The organism is Rhizobium sp. WSM4643 (genome assembly GCF_025152745.1).
GTDB classification, from domain to species: Bacteria; Pseudomonadota; Alphaproteobacteria; order Rhizobiales; family Rhizobiaceae; genus Rhizobium; species Rhizobium leguminosarum_I.
Genome location: NZ_CP104042.1, coordinates 514,039 through 529,563, shown reverse-complemented (window position 1 = coordinate 529,563; position 15,525 = coordinate 514,039). Strand labels below are relative to the sequence as shown.

Below are 15,525 nucleotides of genomic sequence, written 5' to 3'. Positions count from 1 at the left end.
CTTTGTTACCCGGCCAAGAGGTTACGGGCAGCCGCAGATGCTTTTTCCGGTGCATCGAACCAATATTCCTCAAGCAGTGGAACTATCTCCGTTCTCACCACGTCCCGAAACCATTCCACGGGATCGCTCACGGGCATATCGGCCGCGGGCGTCAAGTAGCTGTGGCCGATTCGGAACTGAGAGCCGAGAGCACGGTCGCCTTCGATCTCTTCGTTGAGGGCGGCGATCCTTGCACGCATCAGATCAATGGCTTCGATCGGGAAACCACACCGTTCTACGCACCATCGCCTCCAATGCTCGTTGAATTGGGGTTCGAGGTCCACGAAAGCGAAGCGTCGCCTGAGTGCCAGGTCGACGAGGGCTAGCGATCGGTCGGCGATATTCATCGTACCGATGACGTGGACGTTCTTGGGGACGTAGACCTTTTCGTGCTTCTCCGTGTGATAGGCGAGCTCCATGGCATCGTCACGATTCCGCTTCGAAACTTCGAGAAGGGTCAAGACCTCGCCGAAGATCTGGGCCGGGTTGCCGCGATTTATCTCTTCGATCACTAGGACGAACGGACGATCGGGTTGCGCCTTCGCCGCCTCGACGATCTGGAGGAAGACTCCATCCAGAAGCGCAAGAGTGCCGTTGCCTGTCGGCCGCCATCCGCATACGAAATCCTCGTAAGAATAGGATGGATGGAATTGAATTATTCGTAGACGCTGCCTGGTTAGCTTCGGGTCACTGGATCCGATGAGCGCATAAGCGAGCCGTTTGGCGAGCCATGTCTTTCCCGTTCCAGGTGGTCCCTGTATTACCACATTCTTCTTCGATCTAACGCGTTCGAGCAGCCGATAAATGAGGACGTCCGGGATGAAGCATCCGTCACGGACGATGTTCTCGATCGTGTAGGACGGATTGGCGACCTCGCGTTCGGTCTCTGGCAAATCCTCGTACAGCCCGTCTGCCGGCACGGGGACGTCGGGTTCGCCGTACTTTTTTGCAAAATAGGGAACTTCAGTGGTCCAATAGCGATAGTCCTGTGGCTCGCCCGCGAAGGTGAAGAGTATCAGGCGGCGCGCGAGGTCGTCGTCGCGATCTGCTTCGAGCACGGTGGTCCGATATGTATAGAAGAACCAATCTCGCGGCGGGCTGAGTTTATGCCAACTGACCTCAATGGTTCGTCCGTTCCCGGGATTCGCGGTGATGGTGCCAATCGCTTTGATCCGCATGCAGGAGACGGCGTTTCCCTTGTTGTCGAAGGGAAGACCGAGCTTTCTCGTGAACGTCGACTTGATGGCGATGAGGTCGCCCTTGCGCATTTTTCTGACGTCGTCGAGGTAACGGTCCTCGTAGCCGTTTTCCCAAATACCGTCACGAACGAACCGATCGCACTGATCGCCGCCGTCGTCCCACGACGCGCCGACGAACCAGAAGCGGCGTGCCGGCTCGTCGAACGGATCGGACGTGGCATCTTCCGGAATGGCGTCCTCGTCCTCTCGTGCGATCTGAAACCGGCGCTTGATCTCCCGAAAAAGAAGGAGCGCCTGCTCGTAAGAAAGAACGGTCTCTTTGCCCTCTTCGGTGAGCGACCAGACGCCGCGCTTCGACGAACCTATGAGCCCGGCCTTGAGGAGATAAAAGCGAGCCCAGTTGATCTTGTCCTGAACCTGAGGATTTCCGCCTTTTGTTTTGGCATTCCATTCGTTTGCGGGGATGTCTACGTTCGCCCTGATCCACTCAGTGACCTGCTCGGGGGTGCCGGATCCACCGAGATTTCGCAGTGCGTCCAGGACCGGTCCGAAGTACTCGACGAAACGAGGCCCGGTCATATTTTCCAAATCCGGTTCCGCAGGAGCCGTCGCTGCCCAACGAAACACCTTCTCGCGCTCTCTGGTGAGAAAATCGGACGGATCACCGACGTCGGCTCCGGTGGCTGTGGCGACCGTGAGAAACTCTTTGAGCGCACTTCCTGCTAAGTCGCCGGACTGTAGATCTTTTTGTTCCACCACGATTGATGACAAAAGCGGCCAGCCGAGTCCATGGCCGATCTTTGCTAGCTTACCGAGATGTTTCCTGAGTTGACCGCGGGTTGTTTTCCGATCGACCTCGTTCGCGAGTGCCAGGTCGTCGAAGGTAAGTAGGCGGTGCTCTCTTGCGGCAGCCAGTAAGGCTTTGTAGGTCTTTCCGGAATCAAGCATATTTCTGGCTCTCTCGTATCGGCGATTCGGCAGGTGCGATCATCAATCCGAACGCTGCCGTTAGCAACTAATGGATGTGGCGGTTTGGCTTGGGGCTCTAACGACCGAAACACCACGCGACATCCAAAATCTTGTTGCAGGCGCTTAGCGTTTTTCTACGTGTCGCTTGTTCAGATCGCATCAAAGTAACCGACGTTTGATTGGTACTGAACCGACCCGGCGCCTTCCACCGAGAATTTGTTGCGGTCAGTCCACTCGGTCGCCTTGATCGGGAAGAATGCTCGTAAGCACAGGGTGCGCTGCTGCATCTGATCAAGTCTTCGGCCTGCCTGGGCACGTGTCCTGGCAATCCCCGCTGCATGCAATGGCCGGTGAGACACCCAAGCTACAACGGTGCCAATGGATACCGTTCGGGAGCCACAAAAACACTGCCGCTATGGCCTTGATTCACATCATTGTCGTTGCCGACTTCGCTATCGGCGGGCGATGCGACGAATTATGCACAATTGAAGCATCGAACCGCTATATGTGGGAAAACGCCTTGAAGAGGGAAAAGCATAATGGACGCCGCTGCTGGAGTAGGATTGGCAAGACAGTCGCTTGAAACGCTGAAGGCTGTGCCAAGCTGGCTGCTGAGCGCGGCAACGCTTGCATTGTCGGCCATTTGCTTCTGGCCGCCATTTTGGAATATAATCCCGACCGATATCCGGCATTACGTTCCTCTTGCCACGACGATCATTGCCATTTTCACCATTGCCAAACTTGGAAATGACATTCGGGCTTCGCGCGCCCAGCGGAGAGCATGCGTCGACCATCGCGACCGCGAGCGCCTTTTCAATCTTTATCGGCCTCTAGCCGCCCTCTTCATGACGCGACATATGATCATTGTGGAGGCGAGAGCTTATCCTAGTTCGCGTGGCCGTGTCATCCATGCATGGGACGAGCTTGGCTCCTACCGCAAGCGCAGTGTGGGGATCCGTCATGCGTTCAAGGCGCTCTTCGACCGCGGCATCTCTATTGTAGCCGAGATGGACTACTATTGCGACTATCCCATGAAACAGATCGTCGAAATCGTTGAAGCAAACGGCCTACATGTGACAACAGAGCTGATGTTGCTTGTCGCGCGAGCGGATCGTTCTCGCCACGATGACCCGGGCCAGGCCGGCATTACGGACGAAGAAATCGCTCTTTTCAATCATATCTCCGATCGCCACGAATATTTGTCGCGGCGTTACGACTGAAACGATGTTCGGTAGACAGTGAGTGAGGCGGCAATGCATTTGCATTTACCCAATCCTCAAACAGGAGCGATAGCGATGAGCACTGCAACACTTTCCATCGATGTGACGATTACCGAGCGCGGTCCGAAGAGGGTGCCGGCTCCCCTCCGCCGTATGCTCGGCGTGCGCAAGGAAGCGATCACTTTCTAGGTATTACCTGACGGCACCGTGGTCGTCGGGCCGAAAGCCGAAGATGATCACGTAGATCCGTCGATCGGTGCCTTCCTTACCCTCGTTGACAAGGATATCTCAAGCGGAAATGTGCCCTCAACAGTCCACGCTCGACGACATTAAGGCGCCCCGTCGCCAGCATCGAGATCGACCTGGGTGCGCCTTTGACCGATGACTGGCGTGATCATCGTTACCGGTGATTAAAGATCGGCAGCATATAGGTTGAAGAAGGTGCGGATTAGTGGAGTTTGCACGTGACGCATGCCGTGAGAAGGGACAAGAGCCCGGAAGAGCTTCGCCTGATCGCTGAAGGTGAATGCGATGAAAAAGTAAAGCAGCGCCTTCTCGCGATCGCTTTTGTCCTCGAGGGAGAATCGAGACGAGAAGCGGCTGCGCGCGTGGGAATGTCGCGCCCGGTTCTCGCTGAATGGGTTGTACGCTATAATTCCGGATCGGTTACGGCACTCCGGGACAAGCCTAAGCCCAGCCGCCCGAGAGGCGACCTTTTGGTTGAAGTCTTTCCCGACATGGCGCCTTGGTTTGCCGAAGAGAATGATGTGAGCTTTGACAGCTTACCGCGAAAGTCCAACATTGCTCGGCTATGGAAGTGCCGCAGGTGCGCACAAGCGGGCAAGACGACCATTTACCTTCGGAAAGTGTCTGACCAAGTTAAAACTTGGGAATCGGGAGGCGGATGCGGCGGATGTAAACCGGCCGCTATATCGGAAGCCCATCTCGCACGAGCGGTGGCTCGTTCTTCATCACTCGACGTCACCCATCCAGAGCTAATCATCGAGTACCACTCTGACAATCGGTTGGCGATTCACCAGCTGACGGCCGGGTCAAAGCAGAATGTCAAATGGTTATGCCCGAAATGCACCCACGTTTGGAATGCGACACCCTATACCCGAACCAATCTGGGGTGCGGTTGCCGAAAATGCTCGACGACGTTTTCCAGGATTGAGGCTCGCTTTCATGCCGAAGTCGCCGCTCGATTTGCCGATGCCGCGTCGCAGTTTACGGATGAGGGCAGGTTACCGGAAATCGACATATTTATCCCTAGTCTGAATCTGGGAATCGAGGTTGACGGGTTCAGACACAAGCACCGCTACGAGCAGGATCGACGAAAGAATACCGTCCTCGCCGAAGCTGGGATCGATTTGATCCGCGTGCGGCAGGACGTTCTTGAGCCGATCGAACCTTGCTTCACAATCGATTTTGGTTTGGACGAACTTGTCATTTTCTCAAAGTTTCAAGAATGGGTGTTCGCGAATGTCACAAAGTTACGTGATTTTGCCGGAGACTGGCTTTCTAAAGGGGCGTTTCGTGCCGAGGATCATTATGAACGCCTATGCGCTTCAGCGTCCTATCCTCCCGAAGGCGGGTCTGTGAGCGATCACTATCCATGGGTCTACGATGTATGGAACCCTGAAAATCGCCTTGGTCCCGATGCCTTTCACGTGAAGTCGCACCGCGTGGTTAAATGGATATGCGCCGCAAATCCGGATCACTTGTACGAAGCTAGCATCGCCGACAGGATGAGAAGCGGACGGATGGGGTGCCCCTTTTGCAGGGGGCCCCGGTTGACGTATGAGCGATCGCTGGCGGCGAAAAAGCCCTCGGTCGCCGCTCAATGGGACGAAACAAAGAACGTCAAGCCTGCGTCAGACGTCGCCGCCAGTAGCGATGGGACCGCATGGTTCCTCTGCAAGGAAGGGCATTCATACGAAGCTAGAATTGCAAGCACAAAAGAAGAAGCTGACAACTGCACTGTTTGTCGGGCCGAGAAGAGAAAAAGTAAGTCGCTGGCCAGCCAGTTCCCTATCTTACTTTGCGATTGGGAGCGCGGGAAAAATGAAGCTATCGGTCTCGATCCAGAGATTACCAGTGCCGTAAGTCAATCAGAGGCTCACTGGAAATGCTATAAATGCGATCACGAATGGCAGGCGGAGGTCCAGTCGCGGACGAGAGCGAAAACGAGATGCCCCAACCTGTCATGTCGGCATTCTCACTGGACCGATAAACCGGCACGCGCCGGACCCAACACACCCAACCGATCGAAACGCCAATGACTGCGGTCGCGCATCCCGTTCTCTTCGAGCGCCAACCCGGTTCCATGGCGATCAGGCGCCGTCTGCTGAGAACCTTATGTTCATGGTCTCGGCCGCCGACCTTGTCTAGCCCGGCAGCCGGCAGCCTGTAAAGGCAACCGCCCTTGGTGCGGCAGCGGGATTCACTAAAAACCTGACTCGAAAAGGTTTCAACGATATCCGTATCTTGCCAAGCGTCGTGTCAGGACGCGGATGTGGGCAATAGTGATCCATGCTTCGGCTGAAGCGAGGGACTTTTCCCAATCCTTGGCCAAGCGTCGGCATCTGCCAAGCCACGCGAAGGTGCGCTCCACGACCCAGCGACGCGGCAGAACCTCGAAGCCTTTTGCCTTGTCGGTCCGCTTGACGATCTGGAGAGTGAACTTTGCGATCTTTTGCAGTGCGCCCTTCAGCTTCGGTCCGGCATAACCACCGTCGGCGAAGATATGTCTCAGCCACGGCCAGCGCTTGAGAATGGTTTTGAGGACGGCAGGTGCACCATCGCGATCCTGAATATCGGCGCTGTGAACCACGAGGCCGACCATCAGTCCAAGCGTGTCGACGACGATATGACGCTTGCGTCCCTTAATCTTCTTGCCCGCGTCATAGCCCGAAATGCCGCCGCTTTCCGTGGTTTTTACGCTTTGACTGTCGATCACGCCCGCAGACGGCGAGGCTTCCCGGCCTTCCAGTTCACGCGCCTCCATCACAAGATGATGGTTGATCCGACCCCATAACCCTGTCGCTCGCCATTCGTAGAAATAGGACTGCACAGTTGTAAAAGGCGGAAAATCCTTGGGCATCATCCGCCATTGGCACCCCGTCGTGGCGATGTAAAGCAACGCATTCACCACCTCGCGAAGATCGGTACTGCGCGGCCTGCCCAACCGCCTCGGTTCAGGCAGGCAAGGCGAGATCAATCCCCATTCCCGGTCCGTCAGATCGCTTGCATACCGCATTGCGCGTCGGGCATATTGCCGACGGGTGAAATCAGTCCAGCCCATTGTGGTCTCCGTTCGTCCTAAGCAAACAAACAGAAATCACAACTGGCTGATTTCACTCAACTCTTTTTCGGTCAGGCTCTAAGTCATTCGGTCGATTACAATTTCGACCCACAATGGCGGGTCGGCGGTTCGTACCCATTCAAGGCGTGCATCGCTGGTTTTCGCAATGGCGGCTGAAACAATGCCGAACGAAGGCCATTGAGCCGTGACATCACTCTCGCCTTGCCTGAAAGCTGTGATCGGCTGACCAAGCCACGCCGGTAAGTGGAACGAGCGCACAATTGCGGTAAGATGTTTCGTTTCCGGTTCTTGAGGTCCAATGTCTGAAGTCGATTGGTTAAGCCATCTCCTGCAAATCGTCACGGTAACCGGTCAGCTCGAGGTGCGCTGTGCCTACGGCGCACCATGGCGTGTTGCCTGGAGCCGGGCCGCGGCGAACGAAATTCCCTACCACGTCATCGTCAAGGGCCGAGCTATTTTCGAAGATCCGGAGACGAGAACAGCAAGGGAGCTGGTGAGCGGAGATATCGTGTTTCTGCCTCACGGTGCGGCGCATGTGCTGCACGACGGTAGTGGGCAAACACCAATCCGCACACATCAAAGCGTGGGTTCAGCCGGATGGATGCTCAGCGAAAACGATGGCCAGGGCGAGCAACTGGATCTGCTGTGCGGACGGTTTTTTATTGCGCCGCCCCATGATCGACTGATCCGCAATTATCTGCCCACAAATCTAGTGGCCCGGACGATCGACAGCCCCGGAAGAGACGGTATCGGATCTGCTGCCAATCAACTGGCCAGTCTGGTGGGCCTGATGCGAATGGAGTCCGCCGGTGACCGAGCAGGAGGACGCGCCGTTCTCAACGCGCTTTCTTCGGCCCTGTTCACGCTGGTGCTGCGAGCGGCGAGCGAATCCGAGGAAGCCCCCGAAGGCTTGTTGGCCCTGGCCGGCCATCCGCGATTGGCTCCGGCAATTGCGGCCATGCTCTCCGATCCGGCCCAGCCATGGAAACTGCCTGATCTGGCGGACCTGTGTGGCATGTCGCGCGCCACCTTCATGCGGCACTTTCAAGACAGGCTGGGTTGCTCCGCGCTCGACCTGTTGACCGATCTCCGCATGAGTTTGGCCGCCAACGAGCTAAAGAAGCCAGCAATCAGCACCGAGGCTGTGGCCGAAACGGTCGGCTATCAATCTGTCTCGGCATTCCGTCGTGTATTTACTGAGAGAATGGGAATGACCCCCGGGGAATGGCGCCGACAAGCGCATGCCGGGCCGGCGCGTTCCGAGGAATGATCCTTTCGCGCATTATATTGAGGTAATCCAGTCTCGATATTCTCACTGACGACCGTAAATTGGGCTCCGTAATCACTTGATGAGGGAGCCACCCCATGAACTACATCAGCAACGCAGCCAACGAACTGACGCCGACGAACGCCGTCATCGAAACCATCCTGAGCCGTAGTGCTGCCAAGTACTACGACACCGCCGCCACATTGAGCGACGATGAGATCCGCGATCTGGTGCGGATCGGCACGTCCGCACCGACATCGTTCCACCTGCAAAACTGGCGGTTTATCGCCGTGCGCTCGCCTGACGCCAAGGCACGGCTCCATTCGATCGCCTGGAAGCAACCCGCGATCCTCGACGCCGCCGTCACCTTCATCATCGTCGGCCAGTTGGCCGATGCCAGCACGATCCCCGCGCGTCTGGCTCCGGTCGTGGAAGCCGGCATCATGCCGGCGCATCTGGTGCCGGAATGGGAAATCCCCGCTCGCGGTCTGTATGACGATCAGCCGCAACGCCAGCGTGACGAAGCAGTGCGCTCCGCCACCTTCGGCACGGCGGCGATCATCTATGCGGCCCGCTCCTTCGGCCTGGGTTCGACACCGATGATCGGTTTCGACGCAGACGCGGTGCATCTCGAGTTCGGCCTCGCCGAAGACGAAATCCCCGTGATGCTGCTGACCGTCGGGCCGGAACGGGCCGGCAACTGGCCGCAGAAACCGCGCATGCCTGTGGCCGACGTCCTCGACTTCGCCTGATTACCAATCCAATCAAAAAATAGGAGATTACAATGTCCAGAACCGTTGTTCTGACGCCGGAACAGGTGCCGGCGGAATCGAAACAGACCCTCGATATGTTCACCAAGAACATCGGGTTCACGCCCAACATGATGGCGGCTTTCGCGCAGAGCCCTATCGCGTTCAACGCCTGGGCCACCCTGCTCGGCTCCCTGAGCAAGGCACTCGACGTAAAGACACGCGACAGCATCGGCCTTGCCGTCTCGGAGGTGAACGGGTGTAATTACTGCCTGACTGTTCACAGCTTCACCGCTGAACATATGGCTAAACTGCCGGCCGATGACATCATTCTCGCGCGCAAGGGTCATGCTACCGACCCGAAGCGGGACGCCGCCGTCCAGTTTGCACGCAAGGTCGTCGAGACCCGCGGGCAAGTCAGCGACGCCGACCTGAAAGAGGTCCGGGATGTCGGCTACACCGACGCCAACATCATCGAGATCATCGCACTGGTGGCGATGTATTCGCTGACGAACTTCTTCAACAACGTCTTCGATCCCGAGAAGGACTTCCCTCTCGTCACTCCGGCTGGCTCGATCTGAGCCTTCGACTGCGCAACCTTTTGAAGCTTTGGGATCATTGACATGAATATTCTCCATATCGATAGCAGCCCGAGGCAGGGATCGCACAGCCGTCAGCTTTCGGCGGCGATCGTCGAAAAGCTTCTTGAGGTTGCGCCCGGGGCAAACGTCACCCGGCGCGACCTGGGGGCTGAACCCCTGCCGCAGACCGAAGCCCTCTACGCCGCCGCATTGGCGTCGCCGGCAATGTTGGCCGCCCCGCCGATGGGTTCTCTCGATCTTTCCGAAGCGCTTATTCAGGAAGTCGAAGCCGCCGATGTGATTGTCATCGGAACGCCGATGCACAATTTGACGATACCCTCGGTCCTCAAGGCGTGGATCGATCAGATCCTGCGTGTCGGCCGCACAATGAAGTCGACGCCGGCCGGGAAGGTGGGAATGCTCCGGGACCGACCGGTCTATATCGGCGTGGCTTCCGGTGGCTTCTTCACCGGTGAGCGAGCCAACCAGCCGGATTTTCTCACACCCTATCTGTCGCTGGCACTCAGCTCCATTGGGCTGAAAACGCAACAATTTCTCCCGCTTCGAGGGACCGCCTTCCTGGATTGGAGCCAGGCGCCGTTAGCGAGGGACAAAGCCCTCGCCGCTCTCGACCTGACCGCCGCTGAGCATTTTCGAGAATTCCACGTTCGTCCTGCGGTGCTTACGAGCGCTGGCAGACCGTTTCGCGATCCCCTCTGCTCGGGAGAGCGTCGCCAGCAGCATTCTGACCGCGCGCCGCAGGTTCTTGGCACGCCCGCATCTTAACCTCCGGCCGCCGCCGGACAGTGAACATGAGGTCTCGTTATGATTTTACCTACCAATACGTTTCCCCAAATCGGCGACAGGATCACAGGCAAATCAGCACCGCCTGATGACAGTGCCGTCCGCGAATGGATCGGAGCAGAAGCGTTCGGCCATTGGACCGAACTGCGGACCTGGATTGACGAATTCTATCCGGGAGTTTTCGCGCCGGACTGGCTCTACGGCGGCAAGAACCGCGGTTGGTCCTTGCGCTATAAGAAAACGAAGGCGTTCACCACCCTGGTGCCGGAATACCGGCAGTTTTCGGCTGTCGTGGTGATGGGCGGAGCAGAGCGAGAGAAGTTCGAGGAGCGGCGTTATGTCTGGCGCCCGGAACTGGTCAAGCTTTACGATGAAGCCAAAACATACATCGACGGAAAATGGCTGACGCTTACCATCTCATCGGCAGACGATCTGCATGATGTGACGGAACTTCTGACAATGAAGCGCCCGCCACTGCCGCGCAGTTGAAGCCGAAACAAGCCGGGCTCGCCGCTCGATATTCGCGAAAGGCGTCAAGCCGATCACATGTCGCGCGAGAGATCGAAAAGACCTTCCACGCCTGCAATTATCCAACCAACAAATATCTGAGGAGACAATTCCCATGAAAGCGATCGTAGTGACCGACCAGGCTGCGGGAACAGCCGGAATGAAGCTGGTGGAACGACCCAGGCCACAGGCAGCGATCAACGACGTCGTCGTTGAGGTCCATGCAGCGGGCTTCGTCAACACCGAACTGGATTGGCCTTCGACCTGGACCGATCGAACCTTTCGTGACCGGACGCCATCGATCCTCGGCCATGAGCTGGCCGGTGTGATCACCGCGCTGGGCTATGGCACCGCGGGGCTGTCGATCGGTCAGCGGGTGTTCGGCCTGACTGACTGGTATCGCGACGGCACACTCGCTGAGTACGTCGCTGTGGAGGCCCGCAATCTCGCGCCGCTGCCCGGCAGCGTCGACTTCACGGTGGGCGCAAGCCTGCCGATATCTGGCCTGACCGCATGGCAGGGACTGTTTCAGCATGGCCGCCTTCAGGCGGGGCAGAGCGTCCTCGCACACGGCGCCGCCGGCGCCGTCGGCTCGATCGTGACGCAGCTTGCGCGGGAAGCCGGCGCCTATGTCATCGGCACCGGACGCGCCGCTGACCGCCAGAAGGCCCTGGACTTCGGTGCAAATGAATTCGTCGATCTTGGAAACGACACCCTGGAAGACGTCGGCGGCGTCGATCTGGTATTCGACGTTATCGGCGGCGATGTTCAGAAACGGTCCGCAGCGCTGATCCGGGCGGGAGGAACGCTTGTGACAGCCGTCGGACCGACGGATATTCGACCTGTGGATGGCCTCACGGTTGACTTCGTCGTCGAGGCAGATCGTGCCCAGCTATCTGCGATCGTTCAGCGGGTTCGGGACGGAAGACTGCTGACGAACATCGGCAAGGTTTCAAGTCTGGACGATGCGGTCGCCACCTTCAATTCCACGGAGCGGCGCGCGGGAAAGACGGTCATCTCCGTTCTCCCTTGAGCACGACACGCGCACTCCTTGGAAGGATTCCCCCAGGGGTGCGCATTGCACGGGCAGTGTTGGCGGTTTCCTAAGCCTGCCGTTCGTCATCGCTTCGGCGGATGACCCGATCGGGTGGAAATTCCGACTGGCGGCAAGCGGGGATCGGTAGTGTCTTATTTTACTGCCGAAAAGGCGGTCGGCGACAACAGCTGGTTAGAGATATTGTCGAGAATTTGCCCGTCGCGCTCTGACTCGTCGCGGGCCTTAATCCATGCAGGATCAGTGGTGAACGCTTTCCATTTCACCTCGCGATCGGCTAGCGATTCCCAGGCGATGAGATAGGTGAGACGGTGGCTGCTTTCGCCCACGATTGTGGTGAAGAAACCTGCCTGCTTAATGCCGTGCTTGTCCCATATTGCCAGCGTATGTTCGGCAAAGCGGTTGAGTAGCGCGGGCAATCGGCCGGGCAGGCAGTCGTAAATTCTAAGCTCATAGATCACAGTCTTGCTTCCTTATGTCCCTTCAGAACGACATGTGTTCGGCACTTGCTCCCCGCGTCCACAATGTCCTCAGAACTTGCAGCAACGTCATTTCCACTATTAGAAAAGACCCTGCAGGTATCTCCGAGCCGCTAATCTTCTGTCAAGCTGATCGCCCGTGTTTAGGCGCCGATTGGCAATGATGTTACGTCGAGCACGGTGGCCGTGTTGGCAGCTAATCGTGAGAATGCGCCGGTTAGAGCAGCTCTTGGCAATTAATTTGAGACGGTCGGCACAGGTTCCGCACTGGCCAATCTCCGACAGCAATCTCTGCCGGCTTGTGCAGCCTTCGAGGTTCACTATCTCTAGTGTATCCCAACACTGGAGCATCGCATGGATCGAAGCGCGGCCGATGTCCTGTCGAACGTCTGTATCGAAATTCTTCCCCCGGACCGCGATGAAGAGTGTGCACCGGATGCAACGACGTGTCCGTGCTGTCGCAGGTTACGTCCGGCCTCAAGCATGGATGACGATGGCTGCGGGATCTGCGACGAATGCCTCGCACCATGACGGCCAATGGCAAAACACCTCCAACAATTCAGGCGACGTTCGAAGACGCGCTTGCGAAATTGCCGGACGGCTATGTCGACGGATATTTTGGTAATCGATCATGGGGCGTGACCGTCAAGCGGTCGCAGGATGGCAAACGGACCTGGCTTTATGGCGAGGAGCTTGGCGGAACAGATATCGTCAGCTTCAACCTCTATCGATTGGCTGGGCGGGGATCGGCACTGAACCCCTGCGAAATGTCCTCTGCCAAGGTGATCGAATTCGTTCTCGGTTTCGAGCCCAGCACAGAGAAAGCGGCGTCTCGACCATAATGGCCGAAAAATGAGCACAGGAGTTATATTGCGTTGCAACAAACGCATGGCTGCACTGCGATCTGAGCGCTGGCGGTCGGGACAGCCTCTGATATCTTCGGATCAACGAAGCAATGCACCTCCTCCCGCAGAGCTTCGTGTTTCAGGCGACCCATTCCTCCTCCCAGGGGAGCCTGACGGAACAACGGCCCTCCTCCTCCCAGCCGTGGTTCAATTCTTTCGAAAAGCCTGCCGCACCTCCTCCCGCGGCAGGCTTTTTCGTTTTCCGATACATTCAAGCTCTGAGCCCAGGCGTCAAAGTGCCCTGTTCCACCGGCTCTCCGGATTTGGACACGATCGTGGATCCGTACGGTTCGCGCGACGAAATGATCAGCGCGTCATTGGGTAACGGCTTGGCCAGTTCCTTGGCCTCTTCCCAGGGCGCCCGCATCCAGATGTCCGTCTCTTCCTTCGTCCGCAACAGGACCGGCATGGCCTTGTCGTGAATCGGCTTCACCAGGTCGTTGGGATCCGTGGTCAAAAACCCGTAGAGATCATCGGTGGTCAGGCCGTCCCTGACCTTTCGGACACTCAGCCATTGCGGCACATGGAGACCGGCAAAGAACATCAGCGACTTCTGCTCGTCGCGCGCGAACCAGGCATTCGGCACGTTTCCGCCATCTTGCCGGCTGGCCGGATCCGGTTCCGCAAAACTCGTGACCGGGACGAGGCATCTGTTTTCGACACCGAACCATCGCTTCCAGTGCGGAAAATTCAGCTTGCGCACGTTTGTCGTACCGCGGTCGGCTTCCATGCGGATCAGTTCTTCGAGATCGAATGGCTTGCCTTTGGCCGCAAGTTTCTCGGCCTTGATTTTGGCCGTCTTCTCGAGCGCGAAGCGCGGCGAGGGCAGTCCCCAGCGCGCATGGACCAGTTGCTTCTTCCCGTCGGCGGTGTTGCGGACGATCGGCCCCATCTGATCGGGGTTCATCTGGTAGACCGGCATCAGGTTGATCAGGCTTTCCGCGTCCTAGGCCCATTTCGCGACCCAGTCCTTGTCTTCCATGCGATACAAGTTGCACATGCTAGATATGTACTCCGCCGAGCTCGAATGGACGACAATCTAACGTATGGCGCTGATTTCGCTAGTCGAGCCGGATGACGTCGGCATTGTCCTGCCGTTCCCGTAAGCCCTTGTAGGACGGATGGCGCAGTTTTCCGTCGCTCGTCCAGGCGCGGAACTCGATCTCAGCAATCAACGTTGGCTCGACCCAGACAATGTCGGCATTTCCGGAATAGGGCAGGGGCGGCTGCTTTCGCTTCCATCGCAGCATGTCCAGCATCTTCCGCAATCGGATCGCCTCGGCTTCCTTGAAGCCCGTGCCGACGCTTCCGACGTGGACGAGCTCATCACCGCGATACGCCGCGAGCACCAACGAGCCGAAGCCGGCAGGGGATGCCGTCGACCTCTCATAGCCGATGACGAAAAAGGCCTCGCTCTGGATGCATTTGACTTTCACCCAGTCCCCGGTCCGGCCGGAACGATAGGGCCGGTCGAGGTGCTTGCCGACGATGCCTTCCAGCCCGAGGCGGCAGACATGCTCCAGCAGGACAGCTGGTTCGCCATCGAGAGTTTCCGATAGCCTGACGGCGCCGATCTGATCACTCGTTGGGCCATTCAAGGTGTCCTCGAGAAGGTGTCGTCGAGACCGGTATTCGACACCGCGCAGATCGTGGCCATCAAGATAGATAAGATCGAAAGCGTAGAAGACAGCGTCCGACGCCCGGTTGCCGGCTTGTTTGCCGGATGCGCCCAGCGATTGCTGTAGCAGCCCGAAATCCGGCCGGCCCTCTTCGTCGAGCACAACCGCCTCCCCATCGATGATCATCGTCGCCGGCCCGAGCGCTCGGGCGGCCTGCTCTATGGCCGGAAACCGATGCGTCCAGTCATGGCCGCCACGGGTGAGGATCCGGATCCCTTGCGGCTCGATGTGAAGGGCAAGGCGATAGCCGTCCAGTTTCAGTTCCCAGCTCCATTCGTTTCCAAAAATCTTACTACACGCCGGAATTCGCCGAAAAGACCTTCTCCCAGCTCGAAGGCTTTGGCTCCTATGGTTTCCCGGAGAGCCATGCGGCTTCGTTCGCGTTGATCGCCTATGCGTCGAGCTACATCAAATGCCATTATCCGGAAGCCTTCTGTGCGGCGCTCATCAATTCGCAGCCGATGGGTTTTTACGCGCCGGCGCAGATCGTCGGCGACGCGAGAGCCCGGACTGGCAGCAAGTGTCCACCTCGCTCGTAAAGGCTGGAAGCTCGTTGTCGTCGAGGCGGCATCCGAAGCCGGCGGTGCGGTGAAGACTCAAGAATTGACAGAACCCGGCTATAGGCATGACCTCGCTGCCATGAACCTATCCATGTTCGCAGGCTCTGCTTTCCTTGTAAAATACCGTGACCAGCTTATAGAGGAGGGCTTGGAATTCGTTCCCGCGTCGCATTGCTTTGCGAGCGTCT

General features: G+C 57.8%; 14 protein-coding genes and 3 pseudogenes. 11 read left to right on the top strand and 6 right to left on the bottom strand.

The features are described from left to right. Positions 1 to 5 precede the first annotated feature (5 nt). Both N1937_RS29465 and N1937_RS29455 read right to left on the bottom strand, forming a co-directional pair. Positions 6 to 2,186, bottom strand: coding sequence for an AAA family ATPase (locus N1937_RS29465; protein WP_311202856.1), 2,181 nt, complete (start codon positions 2,184 to 2,186; stop codon positions 6 to 8). 170 nt (positions 2,187 to 2,356) lie between these two features. After that, positions 2,357 to 2,494, bottom strand: a complete 138-nt coding sequence (locus tag N1937_RS29455; RefSeq protein ID WP_260059986.1) for a hypothetical protein — start codon at positions 2,492 to 2,494, stop codon at positions 2,357 to 2,359. Positions 2,495 to 2,746: 252 nt separating this feature from the next. Here N1937_RS29455 and N1937_RS29450 point away from each other — a divergent pair, with 252 nt between their 5' ends. Together N1937_RS29450 and N1937_RS29445 are read left to right on the top strand one after the other, a co-directional pair. Continuing rightward, on the top strand, positions 2,747 to 3,427 hold the full coding sequence (locus tag N1937_RS29450) for a hypothetical protein (RefSeq protein WP_260059985.1): 681 nt from the start codon (positions 2,747 to 2,749) through the stop codon (positions 3,425 to 3,427). Positions 3,428 to 3,891: 464 nt separating this feature from the next. After that, positions 3,892 to 5,709, top strand: a complete 1,818-nt coding sequence (locus N1937_RS29445; protein WP_260059984.1) for a zinc-ribbon domain-containing protein — start codon at positions 3,892 to 3,894, stop codon at positions 5,707 to 5,709. A gap of 188 nt (positions 5,710 to 5,897) precedes the next feature. On the opposite strand, the gene N1937_RS29440 is transcribed toward N1937_RS29445, so the two are convergent. Then, positions 5,898 to 6,731, bottom strand: coding sequence for an IS5 family transposase (locus N1937_RS29440; RefSeq protein ID WP_017965255.1), 834 nt, complete (start codon positions 6,729 to 6,731; stop codon positions 5,898 to 5,900). A 319-nt stretch (positions 6,732 to 7,050) separates the two neighbouring features. Here N1937_RS29440 and N1937_RS29435 point away from each other — a divergent pair, with 319 nt between their 5' ends. From N1937_RS29435 to N1937_RS29410, 6 genes are all read left to right on the top strand, one after another. After that, the gene (locus tag N1937_RS29435; RefSeq protein WP_260059983.1) at positions 7,051 to 8,022 is read left to right on the top strand and encodes an AraC family transcriptional regulator; all 972 of its coding nucleotides are present in this window, start codon (positions 7,051 to 7,053) and stop codon (positions 8,020 to 8,022) included. Between the two features lie 95 nt (positions 8,023 to 8,117). Next, positions 8,118 to 8,771, top strand: a complete 654-nt coding sequence (locus tag N1937_RS29430) for a nitroreductase family protein (protein WP_260059982.1) — start codon at positions 8,118 to 8,120, stop codon at positions 8,769 to 8,771. Positions 8,772 to 8,803: 32 nt separating this feature from the next. Next, positions 8,804 to 9,349, top strand: coding sequence for a carboxymuconolactone decarboxylase family protein (locus tag N1937_RS29425; protein ID WP_260059981.1), 546 nt, complete (start codon positions 8,804 to 8,806; stop codon positions 9,347 to 9,349). Positions 9,350 to 9,391: 42 nt separating this feature from the next. Next, positions 9,392 to 10,135, top strand: a complete 744-nt coding sequence (locus tag N1937_RS29420; protein WP_260059980.1) for an FMN-dependent NADH-azoreductase — start codon at positions 9,392 to 9,394, stop codon at positions 10,133 to 10,135. 39 nt (positions 10,136 to 10,174) lie between these two features. Further along, positions 10,175 to 10,642: a DUF3788 domain-containing protein gene (locus N1937_RS29415; RefSeq protein ID WP_017969026.1), complete on the top strand. Its 468-nt coding sequence runs from the start codon at positions 10,175 to 10,177 to the stop codon at positions 10,640 to 10,642. A gap of 133 nt (positions 10,643 to 10,775) precedes the next feature. Then, the gene (locus N1937_RS29410) at positions 10,776 to 11,693 is read left to right on the top strand and encodes an NADP-dependent oxidoreductase (protein ID WP_260059975.1); all 918 of its coding nucleotides are present in this window, start codon (positions 10,776 to 10,778) and stop codon (positions 11,691 to 11,693) included. A 155-nt stretch (positions 11,694 to 11,848) separates the two neighbouring features. Here the strand turns inward: N1937_RS29410 and N1937_RS29405 are convergent, their stop codons facing one another. After that, complete coding sequence (locus tag N1937_RS29405; protein ID WP_260059974.1) at positions 11,849 to 12,175, bottom strand: NIPSNAP family protein; 327 nt, start codon at positions 12,173 to 12,175, stop codon at positions 11,849 to 11,851. Positions 12,176 to 12,708: 533 nt separating this feature from the next. Between N1937_RS29405 and N1937_RS29400 the strand changes: the two genes are divergently transcribed. Beyond that, complete coding sequence (locus N1937_RS29400; RefSeq protein WP_260059973.1) at positions 12,709 to 13,035, top strand: hypothetical protein; 327 nt, start codon at positions 12,709 to 12,711, stop codon at positions 13,033 to 13,035. Positions 13,036 to 13,309: 274 nt separating this feature from the next. Here N1937_RS29400 and N1937_RS29395 read toward each other — a convergent pair whose 3' ends face one another. Beyond that, positions 13,310 to 14,020 carry an SOS response-associated peptidase family protein gene (locus N1937_RS29395; RefSeq protein WP_260059972.1) on the bottom strand — a complete coding sequence of 237 codons (711 nt, stop codon included), beginning with the start codon at positions 14,018 to 14,020 and terminating at the stop codon, positions 13,310 to 13,312. Between the two features lie 139 nt (positions 14,021 to 14,159). Beyond that, positions 14,160 to 15,059: pseudogene (gene ligD / locus N1937_RS29390) on the bottom strand (non-homologous end-joining DNA ligase); the annotation flags it as partial. Between the two features lie 2 nt (positions 15,060 to 15,061). On the opposite strand from ligD, the pseudogene N1937_RS31475 reads away from it, so the two are divergent. Together N1937_RS31475 and N1937_RS29385 are read left to right on the top strand one after the other, a co-directional pair. Then, positions 15,062 to 15,280: pseudogene (locus N1937_RS31475) on the top strand (hypothetical protein); the annotation flags it as partial. After that, a pseudogene (locus N1937_RS29385) lies at positions 15,213 to 15,479 on the top strand (NAD(P)-binding protein); the annotation flags it as partial. The pseudogenes N1937_RS31475 and N1937_RS29385, both read left to right, overlap by 68 nt. Positions 15,480 to 15,525 lie beyond the last annotated feature (46 nt).

Bases quoted from the DNA above. Each gene is read 5' to 3' on its own strand.
- N1937_RS29465 (WP_311202856.1), bottom strand. From the start codon at position 2,186: ATGCTTGATTCCGGAAAGACCTACAAAGCCTTACTGGCTGCCGCAAGA.
- N1937_RS29455 (WP_260059986.1), bottom strand. From the start codon at position 2,494: ATGCAGCAGCGCACCCTGTGCTTACGAGCATTCTTCCCGATCAAGGCG.
- N1937_RS29450 (WP_260059985.1), top strand. From the start codon at position 2,747: ATGGACGCCGCTGCTGGAGTAGGATTGGCAAGACAGTCGCTTGAAACG.
- N1937_RS29440 (WP_017965255.1), bottom strand. From the start codon at position 6,731: ATGGGCTGGACTGATTTCACCCGTCGGCAATATGCCCGACGCGCAATG.
- N1937_RS29435 (WP_260059983.1), top strand. From the start codon at position 7,051: ATGTCTGAAGTCGATTGGTTAAGCCATCTCCTGCAAATCGTCACGGTA.
- N1937_RS29430 (WP_260059982.1), top strand. From the start codon at position 8,118: ATGAACTACATCAGCAACGCAGCCAACGAACTGACGCCGACGAACGCC.
- N1937_RS29425 (WP_260059981.1), top strand. From the start codon at position 8,804: ATGTCCAGAACCGTTGTTCTGACGCCGGAACAGGTGCCGGCGGAATCG.
- N1937_RS29420 (WP_260059980.1), top strand. From the start codon at position 9,392: ATGAATATTCTCCATATCGATAGCAGCCCGAGGCAGGGATCGCACAGC.
- N1937_RS29415 (WP_017969026.1), top strand. From the start codon at position 10,175: ATGATTTTACCTACCAATACGTTTCCCCAAATCGGCGACAGGATCACA.
- N1937_RS29410 (WP_260059975.1), top strand. From the start codon at position 10,776: ATGAAAGCGATCGTAGTGACCGACCAGGCTGCGGGAACAGCCGGAATG.
- N1937_RS29400 (WP_260059973.1), top strand. From the start codon at position 12,709: ATGCCTCGCACCATGACGGCCAATGGCAAAACACCTCCAACAATTCAG.
- N1937_RS29395 (WP_260059972.1), bottom strand. From the start codon at position 14,020: ATGCCGGTCTACCAGATGAACCCCGATCAGATGGGGCCGATCGTCCGC.